This is a genomic window from Cognatishimia activa, from assembly GCF_026016445.1.
In the GTDB taxonomy this organism is placed as follows: Bacteria; Pseudomonadota; Alphaproteobacteria; order Rhodobacterales; family Rhodobacteraceae; genus Cognatishimia; species Cognatishimia activa_B.
On record NZ_CP096147.1, the window covers coordinates 31943 to 46879 of the forward strand.

Below are 14937 nucleotides of genomic sequence, written 5' to 3' on the forward strand. Positions count from 1 at the left end.
CAATGTCATCAGGCGCCGCTTTCGGGTCTGAGAAATGAAACGCCTGTCCCATGTGGGAAGGCAAACATAGTTGTTGCTCTAGATGGAGGATAACCCATGCGCACATATGATTTTGCACCGCTTTACCGTGCATCCGTTGGTTTTGATCAGATCGCAGACATGATGGATCGTGTACTGTCCGATAATGTCCCAACATCCAGCTACCCACCCTACAACATCGAAAAAACCGCCGAAGATGCCTATCGCATCTCGATCGCTGTGGCTGGTTTTTCTGCAGATGACCTTGGCATCGAAGTCAAAGAAAACGCGTTGGTTGTGACCGCGCGTAAGTCTGATGCGAAAGATGAGAAATCCTATCTGCATCGCGGCATCGCAACCCGTGCCTTTGAACGCCGCTTCCAGCTGGCAGACCACGTTCGCGTGAATGGTGCAAGCCACGAAGACGGCATGCTGCACATTGATCTGGTGCGCGAAGTGCCAGAGGCATTGAAGCCACGGCGCATCGAAATTGCACGTGGCGGCAAGCCGATTGAGGCTGATGTCGTTGACGCTAAGGCTGTGAATTAAGCCTTAAAGTACATCAAAAATGGGCCTTCGCTAGTGCGAGGGCCCTTATCTTTGCGTGGCCAAAGCAAGCCCTTTGACCACAGCTGTGAAGACCTCGGTGAAGACATGTTCTGCATTTGGAAGAGTCGTCTTCATGGCGTCAGAGACAAAGCCCATCAGGCTTGACCCTCCCACATAGATCACCTGATCGATTTGGTCCGGTGACTTTTGTGCGAGAGCCAAAGTCTCCATCGCGCCGGTTTTCAGTTTATCCGATTGGTTGATCAGAACGTCGTCCATTGCCGCGCGCGTGAGGCACGCTTGTAGCCCCTTTTCTATGACGAATAGGTCAATAACGCCGCCACTGCTGCCTGAATTTGCAGATACCTTTCCAGCTTCGACGGCGAAGGCGAGGTCGTGCCCCAACTCATCTTCAAGCACCGTTTCAAGTCGGTTGATTTTTTGACCGTCTACAGCCAATTGCGCCATATCAGAGACCTTGCGACGGGTCTGTGCGGTATAAAGAAAGGGTATCTTCTCCCATGTTGCCAAATCGTGGAATATATTGATTGGGACCGGTGTTGTGCCCGGACCGAACTCACGCCGAAGTTCTGTACCTTTGCCAAGCAGAGGCATCACATTTGCAATGCTGAGCAGCTGGTCAAAGTCGGTGCCTCCGATACGAACACCATGGTTGGCAAGCACAGTATGTTCACCATTTGCACCTTGATGGAAAACTGTGAAGTCAGATGTACCGCCGCCAATATCAACGATCAGACCCAGCCCTGGTTTGGCTCCGCTTGCAAGAGCCGCTGCCTGTGGTTCAGCCATGAAGCGGACATCCTTGAAACCAGCGGCCTCATAGCAAAGACGAAGGTCATCTTCGGCCTGTTGCTCACGCGGATCACCCAAGCCGTGAAACACCACAGGTCGACCTGAGACCACGCGATCAAATGCTTGCCCAGTTGCAGCCTCGGCCTGTGTTTTCAGGCGCTTGAGAAAATCTCCAATAATATCGACGAAGGTCAGGCGCTTGTTCAAAAGCTGCCGCTTTTCATGCATAAGGCCTGTCCCCAGCACGCGTTTGAGCGCGCGCATATAGCGGCCTTCATCGCCATTGAGAAGCGCCCGGTCCGCGGGGTGTCCGATCAACGTCTCGCGACTTTCGAAATCAAAGAAGAAACTTGTCGGCAGAGTGTTCGACCCCGGAGCCATCTCCACGAAACGCACTTCTCCATCCTGCACGAAGGCTGCCGCAGAGTTGGAGGTGCCAAAGTCAATGCCAAGGGTCTGAGATGCTTTCGACATGATACGCTCCGAAACAAAGAAAGACGCGCTTGCTATGCGTTTGGCCGAGACAGGTCAAGCTGGAACAAAAAACGCGCGGAGCTTTCGCCCCGCGCGTTGTGATCGTCAGCGATGAACTCTTAGGAGTTCTGGTCGGAGATTTTGCCGATTGAGAAGAACATTGTCTCGCCGGAGTGATCGTCCACGCCGTCGTTGTCGGTGGACACAAAGGCTGTGCCGTCTTCGAAGATCGCGAGGCCTTCAACCTTGTCCAGAACGTAACCACCAGTGGAGGTCAGGTCCGGCAGCAGGTCGCGGACCAACTCTTTGGAGACCACTGGGAGCTCGCCACCCAGTGCCGCTGGCACCATCTCAGCCGCCGGGATGCGGTAGATTTTCTTAGTGACGGCGCGGGTGTCATGCTGGTTGTCACGTTCTACAACGTAGACGTAATCACCGTGTGCCACGATTTCAGAGAGACCAACCCAGCCCTTTGCAGGTTCGGCTTTTGGATAGTGCACCGCGCCCCACTCTTTGGATTTCAGGTTGTATGCCACTAGTTTCACGTGGTTCTTCGGGTCGTCTTTCCACTCACGCTGAACAGCCATCCACAGGGTGTCGCCGATCTTGGTGATGCCTTCAAAGCCAAAGCGTTTTTCAACCGCGGCCAGCTCTGCTGGGATGCCGATTTCGCCCTTCAGGTTCTTGATTTTACCCTCGGAGGACACGTGGTAGATCGCGTGCGGGATCAGGCGTTCTGTGCGGCCTTCAGAAGCCACGTAGAAGCCACCTTTGCCGTCCAGTGTGATGCCCTCCAGATCAAGCTTTTGCGCTGGGCCTGAGGTGCGCTCGATACGGATCACATCGGTGATGGTCGCGGGAGTGGTCTTGGTGTCGATCTTGAAGATAGATGGTTGGAAGCCGTAGAAGCTGTCGTTCACAGCCCACACGATCCCGTCTTTGTCTGCCACCATGCCAGAGATAGCGCCCCAGCCGATCAGCTCATCCGCGCCTGCAGATGTCAGGTGCGGGTAGGTCGCAGGCGCATCTTGCAGTTCATACAGCATGACATGTGCACGTGCGCCTTTGTCTTCGATCAAGTCTTTTTCGTTCGCGGATACCAGCAATTTACGCTCTGGGATGGTCACGTAGCCTTCTGGGCCAACACCAGATGGCAGCAACTGTTTCAGAACAGGCGCAGCAGGGTTTGTGACGTCGTAAACACCAACAACGGAGGCACGTTCGGCGCCAACAAACACGTAAGGTGTGCCGTTGAAAACGTCGAAGGTCACGGACTCAGGCTCAACACCTTTGGAATCCGAACGTTTGTCTGGGTAGTGGCCGATTTGAACGATGGCATGTTCGAATTCGACACCGCTCTCGTACACAACAGAGCCGTTTTTGTTAAAGATCGTCCAACCGCGGGAGCCGCCGTTGTAATCCCCTTCGTTGGCTGTTGCAAAATGGTTGTCGTCGATCCAAGTCACCGCGTCAGGCTCGCGCAGGCGGCCTTCTTGAGACTCGGTAAAGATCAGCGCGCCGCGCTCGTCGGTCGCGTCGATGTTATGCAGATCTACAGCGCCCGCAGAGAAGTGATTCACAACTTCGCCTGCTGCTGAGACAACAACCAGGTGGTTGTTTTCTTGCAGAGTGATGACGGTTTCGCCGAGGTTGTTGATAGACACATATTCTGGCTCTGGGTCGGAACCCGCGATCTCCGCCAGACCTGTCAGATCAACCATTTTCAGGGAAGAACAATCCAGCCCAGCTTCGGTGGTGTTCACCAGCACGAGGTTACCGGCTGGCAGCTGTGGGATGATGCCGTCGTTCAGGTCTTCATCGCGCTCGTTTTCGATCGCAACAGCAATGAATTTGCCGTCTTTGGACGCTGCGATGGAGTCAGGTTGACCGCCCAGATCACAGGAGGCCACGGTCGCGCCGGATGCAACGTCGATGGCTGCCAAGTGGCCGGAAGGGGCTGTGTAGGATTCAGATGTGTTCACGCCTGCGTAGGCAGTGGCACCGATGATCGCGACTGAGGTTGGCTCGCCGTCCAGCGCGATGTTGCCCAGAGGCTTTGGGTTCGCAGGGTCGGTGATGTCCACACGGCCAAGCGCGCCCAGTGGGCTGTCGGTGTAGACCAGAGTCATGCCATCGGCAGTCGCTGCGATGATTTCTGGGGAGGTTTCACGAGACGTGTCTTCGCCAGCCGCCATGTTCAGCGGAGTTGCGAAAGACGCGATACGGTTGAAGTTCATTTCGGCGTGGGCCAGACCAGCGGTCAGGGCAAAAGCCGACGTCAGGCAAAGAAGACGCGCAGACATCCTAAGCTCCTTATTGAATAGGTGCTGGGGGATTGGCCTCTGCAGGTGACGTGGATGTGACGGTTGCGTTTCGGTTTTGTAACGGTTGCCGTGTTATGGTGATTTCTTGTGGATATCACCGTAGGTCGGAACCAGATCGCCGGGTTTTGATGTCGCTTCATAGACGCCCCGCCCGATGGCCCGGGCGAGGCATGTTGCAGCTGCATGGCCTAGAAGGATCGGGTCTTGCAATGGATCAGTCAGCGGCTTGGCGTTGGTGGACACGCCAAAGACCAGATCTCCGTCCATAGGCGTGTGGCTCGGCACGAGTGCGCGGGCCATCCCGTCATGAGAAGCGGTTGCCATTCGGGTGCATTGAGCTTGGGTCAGGTCCGCATCAGTCGCGACAATTGCAATTGTAGTATTCTGCGCACTGAGTTTGGTCTTGGGCCAGTTTTTAGGGGCAGTAGGAGCAGGGCCGTGACCACCGAATTCTGCGTTCAGCTCCCAAGGGCCTGCCCAGAAGTGAGAACCGTCTGGAACGACAGCGTCTCCGAGCGCGTTCACAGCCACAAGGGCAGCAACGGTATGCCCGCTCGGCGTGATGATAGATGCAGACCCAAGACCACCTTTGAAAGAAGCAGTCGTGGCGCCGGTCCCCGCGCCAATGGTTCCGAGATCGAAATCCCCTGAGGCATTCAGGAGAGCCTGTTTGCCCAAGTCTCGATAGGGATTAGCATCCCAGCCTTTGTCACCGCCGTTGATCAGGTCAAACAGGATCGCGGAAGGCACAATCGGAACCGTTTGATCGGCAACCTGAAAGCCACGACCTTGGGACCTTAGCAAATCAGCAACTCCAGAGGCCGCATCCAGACCAAAGGCAGACCCGCCAGACAGCACAAGCGCATCCACCTGTTGTACGGTTTTATCCGGCGCCAGCAGATCGGTCTCGCGTGTCCCCGGCGCCCCGCCCATGACGTGCACCGCGGCGGTGAAAGGTGCGTCGGCCGTCAGGATCGTGGTCCCGGATTTCAGCCTTTCATCTGTGGCATTGCCAACCTTCAGGCCAGCAATGTCTGTGATCAGGTTTTTCGGGCCGGTTTTCATCTGCATCATAATGAGGACTGTAGGGCGCTTAGGATTTGGCGTCGAGCTTTGCTTCTATGGCTTCCAAACGTGTCAGCACCTCGTCACGGTAGGTATCTGTTTTGGCGACGTCTTCTTCGTGATGCGCATCCTGCATTGAGTTCACGATCAGACCCACGAGCAGGTTCACCACGGCGAAGGTGGTGACCATGATGAATGGCACAAAGAAAGCCCAGGCCAGTGGGTAGACCTCCATCACCGGGCGCACGATGCCCATGGACCAGCTTTCCAGCGTCATAATTTGGAAGAGGCTATAGGCGGACAGGCCGAGATTGCCAAACCAGTGGGGAAACTCTGAGGCGAAGAGCTTTGTCGCCATGACAGAGCCGATGTAGAAGATCAAAGTCATCAGCAGGAATACGGAGGCCATGCCGGGCAGGGCGGTGATAAACCCTTCGACCACGCGACGCAGACGTGGTGCCACAGAGATCACGCGCAGGACGCGAAGAATACGCAGGGCGCGCAGAACACTGAACCCGGAGGAGCCTGGAACCAAGGCGACGCCGACGATCACCAGATCAAAGACGGCCCACCCATTGCGGAAGAAAGCCAGTCGGCGCGCAAAGAGTTTGAGGGCGATTTCAAACACAAAGATCGCGAGACAGATATTGTCTAAGAGATGGATCAGGCCTCCGACGCGTGCCATCACAAATTGCGAGGTTTCAAGGCCCAGAATAACGGCGTTGAAAACAATGATGCCAAAAATGAAATTCTGAAATCTGCTGTTATCAACAAAGGCGTTGATGCGATTGCGCTCTGACATGCTGGCCTCAGACATGACGATCTCCTCAAGGTTCCTGCTTGCGGCCTCATATGGCGCGCCGAAGCGGATGAGACAAGTGGGTCAAATTTCCCCTGTCCGAAACACAGCCGAGGAGTTGAGAAGGCGCCTGTGATCGCCTATGTCAGAGTCTAGTATTTAAGGGGGCCAAGATGGCGTACTTCAAATGGTTGTTCCGCGGGTTGGTTGTATTACTGACCTTTGCGTTTTTTCACTACACGCTTGCGCAGCACGATGTTGTGCGGATTGTGAATACCTACGAAGAGCGTCAGGAGCTGAACGATTGGACGCGCGTGTTTTGGTCTTCGCCAGATGCGCAGTCGACCAATCTGACAAACCGTGACGTTCAATTTATCCAAGCGGTGCGCCCCAATGGGGATGCGATTGTCTATCGCAACGAAGATACCGGTTGGAGCTGGCCGCCCTATTTCAAGTTTGACACGGCGAACCTTTACACCGAGGCTAATGACGCCGTTTCGATCAAGGATGCACCTGAATGGGTTGCGATCCGTCACTATGGCTGGCGCAACGAGTTCCTGTCGATCTTCCCAAATGCGGTGTCGATCAAACCGGTGGATGGCCCGGATGCTTCCTTCATTCCATGGTGGAACATTTTCATCCTGACCGTCTTGTTTGGTGTTTTCTGGGGCATTCGCGTGCGTTGGGTGCGCTTCCGAGAGGCGCGGATTGATCCGGTGCTGGAAGATGTCGGCGATAGTTTTGCCGATGCAGGAGACAGCATTTCAAAACAGCGTGGGCGTCTGAGCGGATTGTTCCGTCGAGGATCGAAAAACTAAATCGAATTTATATGACGATGCTAGCCTAACGGCACTCCTCTGCTACGTAGGCGTTGTATTTGATCAGCGGTTTGTTCTGGCCCGAAGGGTATGATCGACCCAGATATACGTGAGGTTGGTCATTGCGCTTGCCTGACCAATACTCGATCAAATAAGACTGGTCGCCTTTTGACAGATATTTGCTTGCAGCCTTCAGTTTGCATGAGCATTCGGCTTGTGAAACGCGCGAGGACGCCTTGATCTCTGGTGTCGAGCACGTCTCATCGTTGGAACGACAGGCAGCCATTGTAACGGTTACAGCGAGTAGGGTGACGGTTGCCGCGAGCTTCATGTCGGCCTCCATTCTAAGTTCCGAAGGCTACTATACCATGGCGCGATTTCAAAAGTGTGAAAGCACCCAAAGTTGCATAGACATAGAAAAAGCGGGCCCGAAGGACCCGCTCTCTTTGTCTCTATTAGGTGGTGCTTAACGCATGCCGTAGTAGATGCCGACGGTGTGTTCTGCTTCAGCAAAGAAGAGCCAGCGCGAGGCCGCGACGCCTGCGATGTGGCTTAGAACGGCCAGCAGTGCGATAAAGTGGCTGACCGGGAAGAGTGCCAGAAGAACCACAGGAACCCCTGCCATCAAGATCAGCGAGATCACACGCAATTTCTGTGCGTGTTTCCGACCCACGATGTGGATGAACTCGCGCATCAGGTAGTTCGGTGATGTGTGTGGGTGCGCCAAGGAGCGCACTTCACCACGGTCACCCAGACCTGTCGCTGTGCCCAGGTTTGAGCCGCGGTCGGCAAAAGCAGTGTCACCTTTTTTCCACCAGATCACCTGCACGAAGGCTGCGGCAACCAGCAGAACAAGCGCGATGGTGACTTTACCAGTCAGCAATGCACCGCCTGCGATGGCGAATGTCAGGTAGAGCAGAGAGGTCAGCGGCGTGTTCCAACGTGGGATCGTCGCCAGTTGGCCGTAGATCATGGATGTGGTGTAGACCGTGCCAAGGCTGAGGATCGCGCCGATCCAACCAAGGATGGAATAGGCTTCACCAAGGAAGATCAAGCCCGCTGCGTAGAGGCCCATCACGGACAGCGCCAATACTGCGCAGACACCCTCACGAGACAGCCAGCTGGTCCGCCACTGGGTAAAGGCTTTCATCGCCCGCTCAGGATGGCCGAGGTGGAATGTTGAAGAGATCAGGCCACCTACTGCCAATGCAAAGGCAATGAAGTAATAACCAAATGCGCCCCAACCTGTGGATGGGGTGCTATCGATGCCGAGCCACGCCAACATGCCAAACCCGGCACCGGAAAGCGTGGTAAAGACAATAACAGATGCCGCTGGATGCATTATTCTGCTCCTTCTGTCTGTTTGGCGTCGCCCGGTAGGCGAGAGAGTTGTTTATCGAGCCAGCCCATGAAGCCTTGGGTCTCTTCGGCCACAGGTTCCAGGAAGGGCGCAAGCACGCTTTCGTCGTCCCAGCTGTCTTTCAGACGCGGTGGCAGGTATTTGTTCACTGGCGCTGTGTCGAGTTCTGGCATCAGGTCCATGCCACCGCGCTCTGCGGTCAGTTTGGACACGTTGCTTTCTGGGTCTGCGAAGTCACCGAAGTGACGAGCGCCCGCAGGACAGGTGCGCACACAGGCGGGAACGCGGTCCACTTCTGGCAGGTTCTCGTTGTAGATACGGTCCACGCAAAGCGTACATTTTTTCATGACGCCTTCAGCTTGGTCCAGTTCCCGCGCGCCGTAAGGGCAGGCCCATGCGCAAAGACCGCAGCCAATGCAGCTTTGCTCGTTCACAAGAACAATGCCGTCTTCCTTACGCTTATAGCTCGCGCCAGTTGGGCAAACGGTCACGCAAGGTGCGTTTTCGCAGTGCAGGCAGGATTTTGGGAAGTGAACGGTTTGTGCTGCCTGGCCTTCGGCCTTCACTTCATAGCTGTGCACGCGGTTCAGGAACGTCCCCATCGGCTCTTCGCCGTAAGGGCGTTGATCGGACAGTGGTGCACCATAGTTTTCAGTGTTCCAGCCTTTACAGGAGATCACACAGGCGTGGCAGCCCACGCAGGTGTCTAGGTCGATGACAAGGCCGAGTTTCTTCTCGGTGCTGGTTGGGAGGTCAGTCATTGTTGGCTAACTCCATATGTGAGGAGGTGGCTGGACTGGGGATTTACCCCAGACCCCAGAGTATTTGGGCAAAGAAGAAGGGAAGTGTTGGTCATTATTTGCCGACCTTCCATTCCAGGTTATCCGGACCTTGGCCGACCGGAGACTTGATCTCAGGGAAGGCTGGCTGGGACTGCTCACCCGCTGGGGCGTCAGCCTTTTCGATTTTTACGCGCAGATCAAACCATGCCGCCTGACCGGTGATCGGGTCAGAGTTGGCCACCCGCATGCCGTCGCCTTTGGCAGGCAGCAGTTCGTGGATCAGGTGGTTCAGCAGGAAACCCTGTTTGGCTTCTGGTGCATCTTTATCAAGCGCCCAGGCCCCTTTGCGTTTGCCAATCGCGTTCCAGGTCCAAACGGTGTTGTCGTTCAGCGCTTCTTGCAGAGCAACGGGTACGGTGATGGTGCCGTGGGTCGAGGTGACTTTGGCCCAATCGCCTTCTTTGAAGCCGTATTTTTCCCAAATCTTGGTGGGCAGATAGAGCGGGTTGGTGCCATGCAGCTGACGCAGCCAGGCGTTTTGCGTACCCCAAGAGTGATACATTGCCATTGGGCGCTGGGTCAGGGCGTGGATTGGGTATTCATCCAGATCAACCGCTGTGTCTTCAAACGGCTCATACCAAAACGGCAGCGGATCCATTACGGTTTTTACGCGCTCACGCAGGTTCTCTGGTGGCTGGCGGTCGCCATGGCCTTCAGCTGCGCGTTGAAATTTGCGCATTGGCTCAGAGTAGAGCTGGAACAGGTATGGTGATGGTGCATCATAGATGCCCATGCCAACGGCCCAATCTTGGTAGGCGCTATTCCAAGGCTTGTAGTAATCCGCACCCTCAGGGATGTGGGCCACGTAGAAGCCACCGTTTTCGATGTAACGATTCAGCTGATCAGGGTTGACCTCACCACGACCTACTTTGTCACCATTCTCGCCACGGAAGCCTGCCAACGGGCCAATGCCCGGCTTGCGCTCGTGGTTCACGATGTAATCCGCGTAGTCTTCCCACTTGGCTGAACCGTCTTCGTTCACAAAGCCCTGCATGCCCAGTCGGTTTGCCAGATGGATCAGCGTGGATTGGAAGCCACGCACATCGCGATCTGGCTCAATCACAGGCCAGCGGATCGCGTCTGCCGCTGCATCTGCTTCACAGATCGGGCGATCTAGCAGTGAGATACAGTCGTGACGCTCCAAATAAGTTGTGTCAGGCAGGATCAGGTCTGCGTAGGCGACCATCTCAGAGCTATAGGCATCCGAGTAGATCAGATACGGGATCACATAGTCGCCGTTCTCATCCTTGTCGGTCAGCATCTCGATGACACCGCGGGTGTTCATCGAAGAGTTCCAGGACATGTTCGCCATATACATGAAAAGCGTATCGATCTTGTAGGGATCACCCGCGTGTGCGTTGGAAATCACCATGTGCATCAGGCCGTGGCTCGACATTGGGTTTTCCCAAGTGAATGCCTTGTCGATGCGGATCGGAGAGCCGTCTTCGTGCAGCATCAGATCCTCTGGGCCACGGGTGAAGCCCAGGTGCGGACCGTCCAGTGGCGCGCTTTTGGAGACTTTGCCGTGTGGCTTTGGGTGCTGTTCGATTGGCTTTGGATACGGCGGCTTAAAGCGAAAGCCACCCGGGACTTCGACGGTGCCCAGAACGATCTGCAGCACGTGAAGCGCGCGGCAGGTCTGGAAACCGTTTGAGTGGGCAGAGATGCCGCGCATCGCATGCATCGCGACAGGGCGCCCCACCATATGATCGTGTTTGTCGCCACGGAAATCGGTCCACACATGATCCAGTGTGAAGCTTTCTTCAAAGGCCACGCGCGCCAGTTCTGCAGCGATGGTTTTGATCTTCTTCGCGGAAACACCGGTTTTGTCAGCCACGTTCTCAGGCGCGTATTGTGGGTCGAGATACTTCTCGGCCATTTTTGCCATAACGGTGGTATAGGTCTTGCCGTCAGCTTCGTAAGTCGCGCCGAGGTTTGGACGCACACCTTTTTGGTCGAACGGGGTCAGATCGCCTGTCACGCTGTCGATGACCATGACTTTGTCATCGCCGTTGCGCAGCAGAAGGCCAGTTTCTGGATCAATCAGACCCGGCGCGTTGGTGAACTGCGCGAGGTACTCCAGATCAATTTTGCCTGCTTTCATCAACTCGTGCACGAGCGAAAGAATGAAGAGACCGTCGGTGCCCGGTGTGATGCCAACCCATTCGTCCGCAACAGCGTTATAACCAGAACGCACTGGGTTCACGCCGATGACTTTGCCGCCACGGCCTTTGATTTTGCCGATACCCATTTTGATTGGGTTCGAGTCGTGGTCTTCGGCAACACCGAAAATCATAAAGAGTTTGGTGCGATCCCAGTCAGGCTGGCCGAATTCCCAGAAAGCACCGCCCATGGTGTAGATGCCACCTGCTGCCATGTTCACCGAGCAGAAGCCGCCATGTGCTGCGAAGTTCGGTGTGCCGAAGTTCTGCGCCCAGAAACCGGTGAAAGATTGGGATTGATCGCGGCCTGTGAAAAAGGCCAATTTCTCAGGCGAGTTTTCACGAAGCGGCTTCAGACGCGCAACCGCAATGTCCAGAGCCTCGTCCCAGCTGATTTCTTCAAATTCCCCGGAGCCACGTGGGCCTACGCGTTTCATCGGCGCCTTCAGACGCGATGGCGCGTTAACTTGCATGATACCTGCAGAGCCTTTTGCGCAAAGAACACCCTGGTTCACAGGGTGATCTCGATTGCCTTCGATATAGGCTACTTTGCCGTCTTTCATGTGCACGTTGATGCCGCAACGGCACGCGCACATATAGCACGTCGTTTTACGAATCTCGTCTGATACCTTCGGCGATGTATCAATCTTGGGCTGCTGGAATGTCATCTGGCGTCCTTTTGAAGCGGGGACTCGGGGGATTTGCGCTGAGAACCAGCGGCATTTGAAGCGAAGCACGTCGCGCTAAACCGACCACCCATATTCATGGAATGCAGATCAATTTTTGCGAATGATTCTCTCATGAAGAATTTGGTTCCTGTTTCCTGCCAAGAAGGAGGTAAATTCTCCTTATCGCAAGTGAAATCTACGTTTAGTCGTTTAAAGCCTGCAGCGCGGTCACTGCGATCATTTGGGTCACATCTTCTGCGGAGCAGCCTCGCGACAAATCATTGGCTGGTTTCGCCAACCCCTGCATGACCGGACCGATTGCCATATACCCACCCAAACGTTGGGTGATTTTGTAGCCAATGTTGCCCGCATCGAGGTTTGGAAAAATCATGACGTTGGCTTTGCCAGCGACAGAGGACTCAGGAGCTTTGCGTTCACCAACTGATGGCACGAAAGCTGAGTCAAACTGCAGTTCGCCATCTGCCTCCAGCTCTGGCGCGGCGTCCTTGAATAGCGCAAGGCCGTCAGAAACCTTGGATACCGCTGCATGACGCGCGCTGCCCATGGTTGAGAAGCTCAGGAAGGCAATCTTAGGATCGGTTTCCAAAAGCGCTTTGCAGGATTTAGCGGAGGCCTTGGCGATTTCGCACAATTCCTGCGAGGATGGGTCGATCACAAGGCCGCAATCGGAGTAAAGCATCGCCCGTCCACCTTCGGTGGCGTTTTCGGGCGGGTACATTAAGAAAAAGCTGGAAACCATGGCAGCATCTTTGTCGACGCCAATCACTTGGATCGCACTGCGAACAATTTCACCAGTTGTCAAAACAGCACCACCAAGCGTGCCAGTTGCGTGACCCAAGCGCACGAGCATCGCTGCATAGACTGCAGGGCTCTGTACAGTGGCCAATGCCTTGGCCTCATCCACGCCTTTGTGTTTGCGCAGGTTGTAGTACTCTGCAGCAAAAGATGCAGTCAGTTCAGATGTCAGCGGGTCGTGGACTTCAACGCCTTCGCTTTCAGACGCGCCTTGATTTGCAAGTTCAGCGCGGACAGCGTCGGCATCTCCAACGAGAATAACATTGGCCAGTTCGGCCTGATGGGCGGCGAGCGCCCCCGCGACGATGCGGGGGTCACTGCCTTCACATAGGGAAATAACCGGGCGAGTGGACGGAGCCTTTGCTTTCAGCAGCTCCTGAGGGAGTAAAGTCATTGGATCCGTCCTCTCTTGATCCGATTATTGTGCGCGCATGTCGTCGCGATTGATGCCAGCCACAGACACTGGCTTCTTCATCGCGTCGCGGCGGAATGGCTCACCAAGCTCTTGGTTCAGCAGGATTTCGATAAAGGTTGTTTCTTTATCTTCCATCTGACGCTTAACCGCTTTGTTCAGCTCGTCTGTCAGCTGTTCCATGGTGGTAACCGCAACACCGTGTACGCCACATGCCTTCGCGATGCCTGCGTAGGACACTTCTTGAGACAGCTCGGTGCCCACGAAGTTGTCGTCGAACCACAGTGTGGTGTTACGCTTCTCGGCACCCCACTGGAAGTTGCGGAAGATCACCATGGTGATTGGTGGCCAGTCGTCACGGTTCACAGACACCATCTCGTTCATGGAGATACCGAATGCGCCGTCGCCTGCGAAGCCAACCACTGGTGTGTCTGGGCAGCCAACTTTTGCACCACAGATCGCCGGGAAGCCGTAGCCACATGGGCCGAAGAGGCCAGGTGCCAGGTACTTACGGCCATCTTCGAAGGATGGGTAAGCGTTACCGATCGCACAGTTGTTGCCGATGTCAGAAGAGATGATCGCTTCTTTAGGCAGAGCAGCTTGGATTGCGCGCCATGCCATACGTGGAGACATCTTTTCTGGCTCACGACCGCGTGCACGCTCGTTCCAAGTTGTGCCCGGATCGTCGTCTTCGTGGTCCATGGAAGTCAGTTGCTGTGCCCAGGAAGATTTGGCATCGGCGATAGAGTTCTTACGTGCGTCGCGACCTTCGTCACCTGCAGTGTCAGAGAGCTGCGCCAGGATGCCCTGAGCCACTTTCTTCGCGTCACCCACGATACCAACGGAAACTGGCTTGGTCAGACCGATACGATCAGGGTTGATGTCAACCTGGATGATCTTCGCGTCGCGTGGCCAGTAGTCGATGCCGTAGCCTGGCAGTGTGGAGAATGGGTTCAGACGGGTACCCAGAGCCAGAACAACGTCCGCTTTCGCGATCAGTTCCATACCTGCTTTGGAGCCGTTATAGCCCAGAGGACCAGCGAACAGTGGGTGAGAACCTGGGAAAGCGTCATTGTGCTGGTAGCCAACACATACTGGCGCGGTCAGACGCTCTGCCAGCTCTGCGGAGTCTCCAATCGCGTCCGCCAGAACAACGCCTGCGCCGTTCAGGATCACTGGGAATTTCGCAGAGGACAGCAGTTCTGCAGCTTGTTTAACCGCTTCTTCACCACCCTGTGGACGTTCGAACTCAACAACAGCTGGCAGCTCGATGTCGATAACCTGTGTCCAGAAGTCACGTGGGATGTTGATCTGTGCAGGAGCAGAAGCGCGCTTCGCTTGCAGGATCACGCGGTTCAGTGTTTCTGCCATACGGGATGGGTCACGAACTTCTTCCTGGTAAGCAACCATGTCTTCCAGAAGAGCCATTTGCTCAACTTCCTGGAAGCCACCTTGGCCCAGAGTTTTGTTCGCAGCCTGTGGCGTTACAACCAGAAGTGGTGTGTGATTCCAGTAAGCTGTTTTGATTGGTGTCACCAAAGAGGTGATGCCTGGGCCGTTTTGCGCGACCATCATGGACATCTTGCCAGTCGCACGGGTGTAACCGTCCGCCATCATACCTGCGTTACACTCGTGTGCGCAGTCAAAGAATTTGATACCAGCCGCTGGGAACAGGTCGGAAATTGGCATCATAGCAGAACCGATAATGCCGAAAGCATTGTCGATACCGTGCATCTGAAGCACTTTTACAAAGGCTTCTTCGGTTGTCATTTTCATGGGTCGTCTCCTGAGAACGAGAAAAGAGCGAGCAGAGCTCG

Annotated in this window: 12 protein-coding genes; 2 read left to right on the forward strand and 10 right to left on the reverse strand. The window is 55.3% G+C overall.

Annotation, left to right across the window (positions count from 1 at the left end; genetic code table 11):
* The first annotated feature begins 96 nt into the window (after window positions 1–96).
* A complete protein-coding gene (locus M0D42_RS00155) occupies window positions 97–567 on the forward strand; it encodes an Hsp20 family protein (RefSeq protein WP_265019607.1) in 471 nt (156 codons plus the stop codon).
* Between the two features lie 45 nt (window positions 568–612).
* On the opposite strand, the gene M0D42_RS00160 is transcribed toward M0D42_RS00155, so the two are convergent.
* The 4 genes from M0D42_RS00160 to M0D42_RS00175 form a co-directional block, all read right to left on the reverse strand.
* Window positions 613–1854 carry an Hsp70 family protein gene (locus M0D42_RS00160; protein WP_265019608.1) on the reverse strand — a complete coding sequence of 414 codons (1242 nt, stop codon included), beginning with the start codon at window positions 1852–1854 and terminating at the stop codon, window positions 613–615.
* Between the two features lie 119 nt (window positions 1855–1973).
* Window positions 1974–4157, reverse strand: a complete 2184-nt coding sequence (locus M0D42_RS00165; RefSeq protein WP_265019609.1) for an esterase-like activity of phytase family protein — start codon at window positions 4155–4157, stop codon at window positions 1974–1976.
* A gap of 93 nt (window positions 4158–4250) precedes the next feature.
* A complete protein-coding gene (locus M0D42_RS00170; RefSeq protein ID WP_265021066.1) occupies window positions 4251–5243 on the reverse strand; it encodes a P1 family peptidase in 993 nt (330 codons plus the stop codon).
* A 28-nt stretch (window positions 5244–5271) separates the two neighbouring features.
* The gene (locus M0D42_RS00175; protein WP_265021067.1) at window positions 5272–6045 is read right to left on the reverse strand and encodes an ion transporter; all 774 of its coding nucleotides are present in this window, start codon (window positions 6043–6045) and stop codon (window positions 5272–5274) included.
* Between the two features lie 170 nt (window positions 6046–6215).
* Here M0D42_RS00175 and M0D42_RS00180 point away from each other — a divergent pair, with 170 nt between their 5' ends.
* Window positions 6216–6860: a DUF1523 family protein gene (locus M0D42_RS00180; RefSeq protein ID WP_265019610.1), complete on the forward strand. Its 645-nt coding sequence runs from the start codon at window positions 6216–6218 to the stop codon at window positions 6858–6860.
* A 25-nt stretch (window positions 6861–6885) separates the two neighbouring features.
* Here M0D42_RS00180 and M0D42_RS00185 read toward each other — a convergent pair whose 3' ends face one another.
* From M0D42_RS00185 to xsc, 6 genes are all read right to left on the reverse strand, one after another.
* Entirely contained in the window at window positions 6886–7191 is a 306-nt protein-coding gene (locus M0D42_RS00185) for a hypothetical protein (protein ID WP_265019611.1), read from the reverse strand.
* A gap of 135 nt (window positions 7192–7326) precedes the next feature.
* Window positions 7327–8202: a dimethyl sulfoxide reductase anchor subunit family protein gene (locus M0D42_RS00190; protein ID WP_265019612.1), complete on the reverse strand. Its 876-nt coding sequence runs from the start codon at window positions 8200–8202 to the stop codon at window positions 7327–7329.
* Complete coding sequence (locus M0D42_RS00195) at window positions 8202–8981, reverse strand: 4Fe-4S dicluster domain-containing protein (RefSeq protein WP_265019613.1); 780 nt, start codon at window positions 8979–8981, stop codon at window positions 8202–8204. Before M0D42_RS00195 ends, M0D42_RS00190 begins: the two co-directional genes overlap by 1 nt.
* Window positions 8982–9075: 94 nt before the next feature.
* Window positions 9076–11892 carry a molybdopterin oxidoreductase family protein gene (locus tag M0D42_RS00200; protein ID WP_265019614.1) on the reverse strand — a complete coding sequence of 939 codons (2817 nt, stop codon included), beginning with the start codon at window positions 11890–11892 and terminating at the stop codon, window positions 9076–9078.
* A gap of 202 nt (window positions 11893–12094) precedes the next feature.
* Window positions 12095–13102 carry a phosphate acetyltransferase gene (pta, locus tag M0D42_RS00205; RefSeq protein ID WP_265019615.1) on the reverse strand — a complete coding sequence of 336 codons (1008 nt, stop codon included), beginning with the start codon at window positions 13100–13102 and terminating at the stop codon, window positions 12095–12097.
* Between the two features lie 24 nt (window positions 13103–13126).
* A complete protein-coding gene (gene xsc / locus M0D42_RS00210) occupies window positions 13127–14896 on the reverse strand; it encodes a sulfoacetaldehyde acetyltransferase (protein ID WP_265019616.1) in 1770 nt (589 codons plus the stop codon).
* Window positions 14897–14937: the final 41 nt, after the last annotated feature.

Bases quoted from the DNA above. Each gene is read 5' to 3' on its own strand.
- M0D42_RS00165 (WP_265019609.1), bottom strand. From the start codon at position 4,157: ATGTCTGCGCGTCTTCTTTGCCTGACGTCGGCTTTTGCCCTGACCGCT.
- pta (WP_265019615.1), bottom strand. From the start codon at position 13,102: ATGACTTTACTCCCTCAGGAGCTGCTGAAAGCAAAGGCTCCGTCCACT.
- M0D42_RS00170 (WP_265021066.1), bottom strand. From the start codon at position 5,243: ATGAAAACCGGCCCGAAAAACCTGATCACAGACATTGCTGGCCTGAAG.
- M0D42_RS00195 (WP_265019613.1), bottom strand. From the start codon at position 8,981: ATGACTGACCTCCCAACCAGCACCGAGAAGAAACTCGGCCTTGTCATC.
- M0D42_RS00185 (WP_265019611.1), bottom strand. From the start codon at position 7,191: ATGAAGCTCGCGGCAACCGTCACCCTACTCGCTGTAACCGTTACAATG.
- M0D42_RS00180 (WP_265019610.1), top strand. From the start codon at position 6,216: ATGGCGTACTTCAAATGGTTGTTCCGCGGGTTGGTTGTATTACTGACC.
- M0D42_RS00190 (WP_265019612.1), bottom strand. From the start codon at position 8,202: ATGCATCCAGCGGCATCTGTTATTGTCTTTACCACGCTTTCCGGTGCC.
- M0D42_RS00160 (WP_265019608.1), bottom strand. From the start codon at position 1,854: ATGTCGAAAGCATCTCAGACCCTTGGCATTGACTTTGGCACCTCCAAC.
- xsc (WP_265019616.1), bottom strand. From the start codon at position 14,896: ATGAAAATGACAACCGAAGAAGCCTTTGTAAAAGTGCTTCAGATGCAC.
- M0D42_RS00175 (WP_265021067.1), bottom strand. From the start codon at position 6,045: ATGTCAGAGCGCAATCGCATCAACGCCTTTGTTGATAACAGCAGATTT.
- M0D42_RS00200 (WP_265019614.1), bottom strand. From the start codon at position 11,892: ATGACATTCCAGCAGCCCAAGATTGATACATCGCCGAAGGTATCAGAC.
- M0D42_RS00155 (WP_265019607.1), top strand. From the start codon at position 97: ATGCGCACATATGATTTTGCACCGCTTTACCGTGCATCCGTTGGTTTT.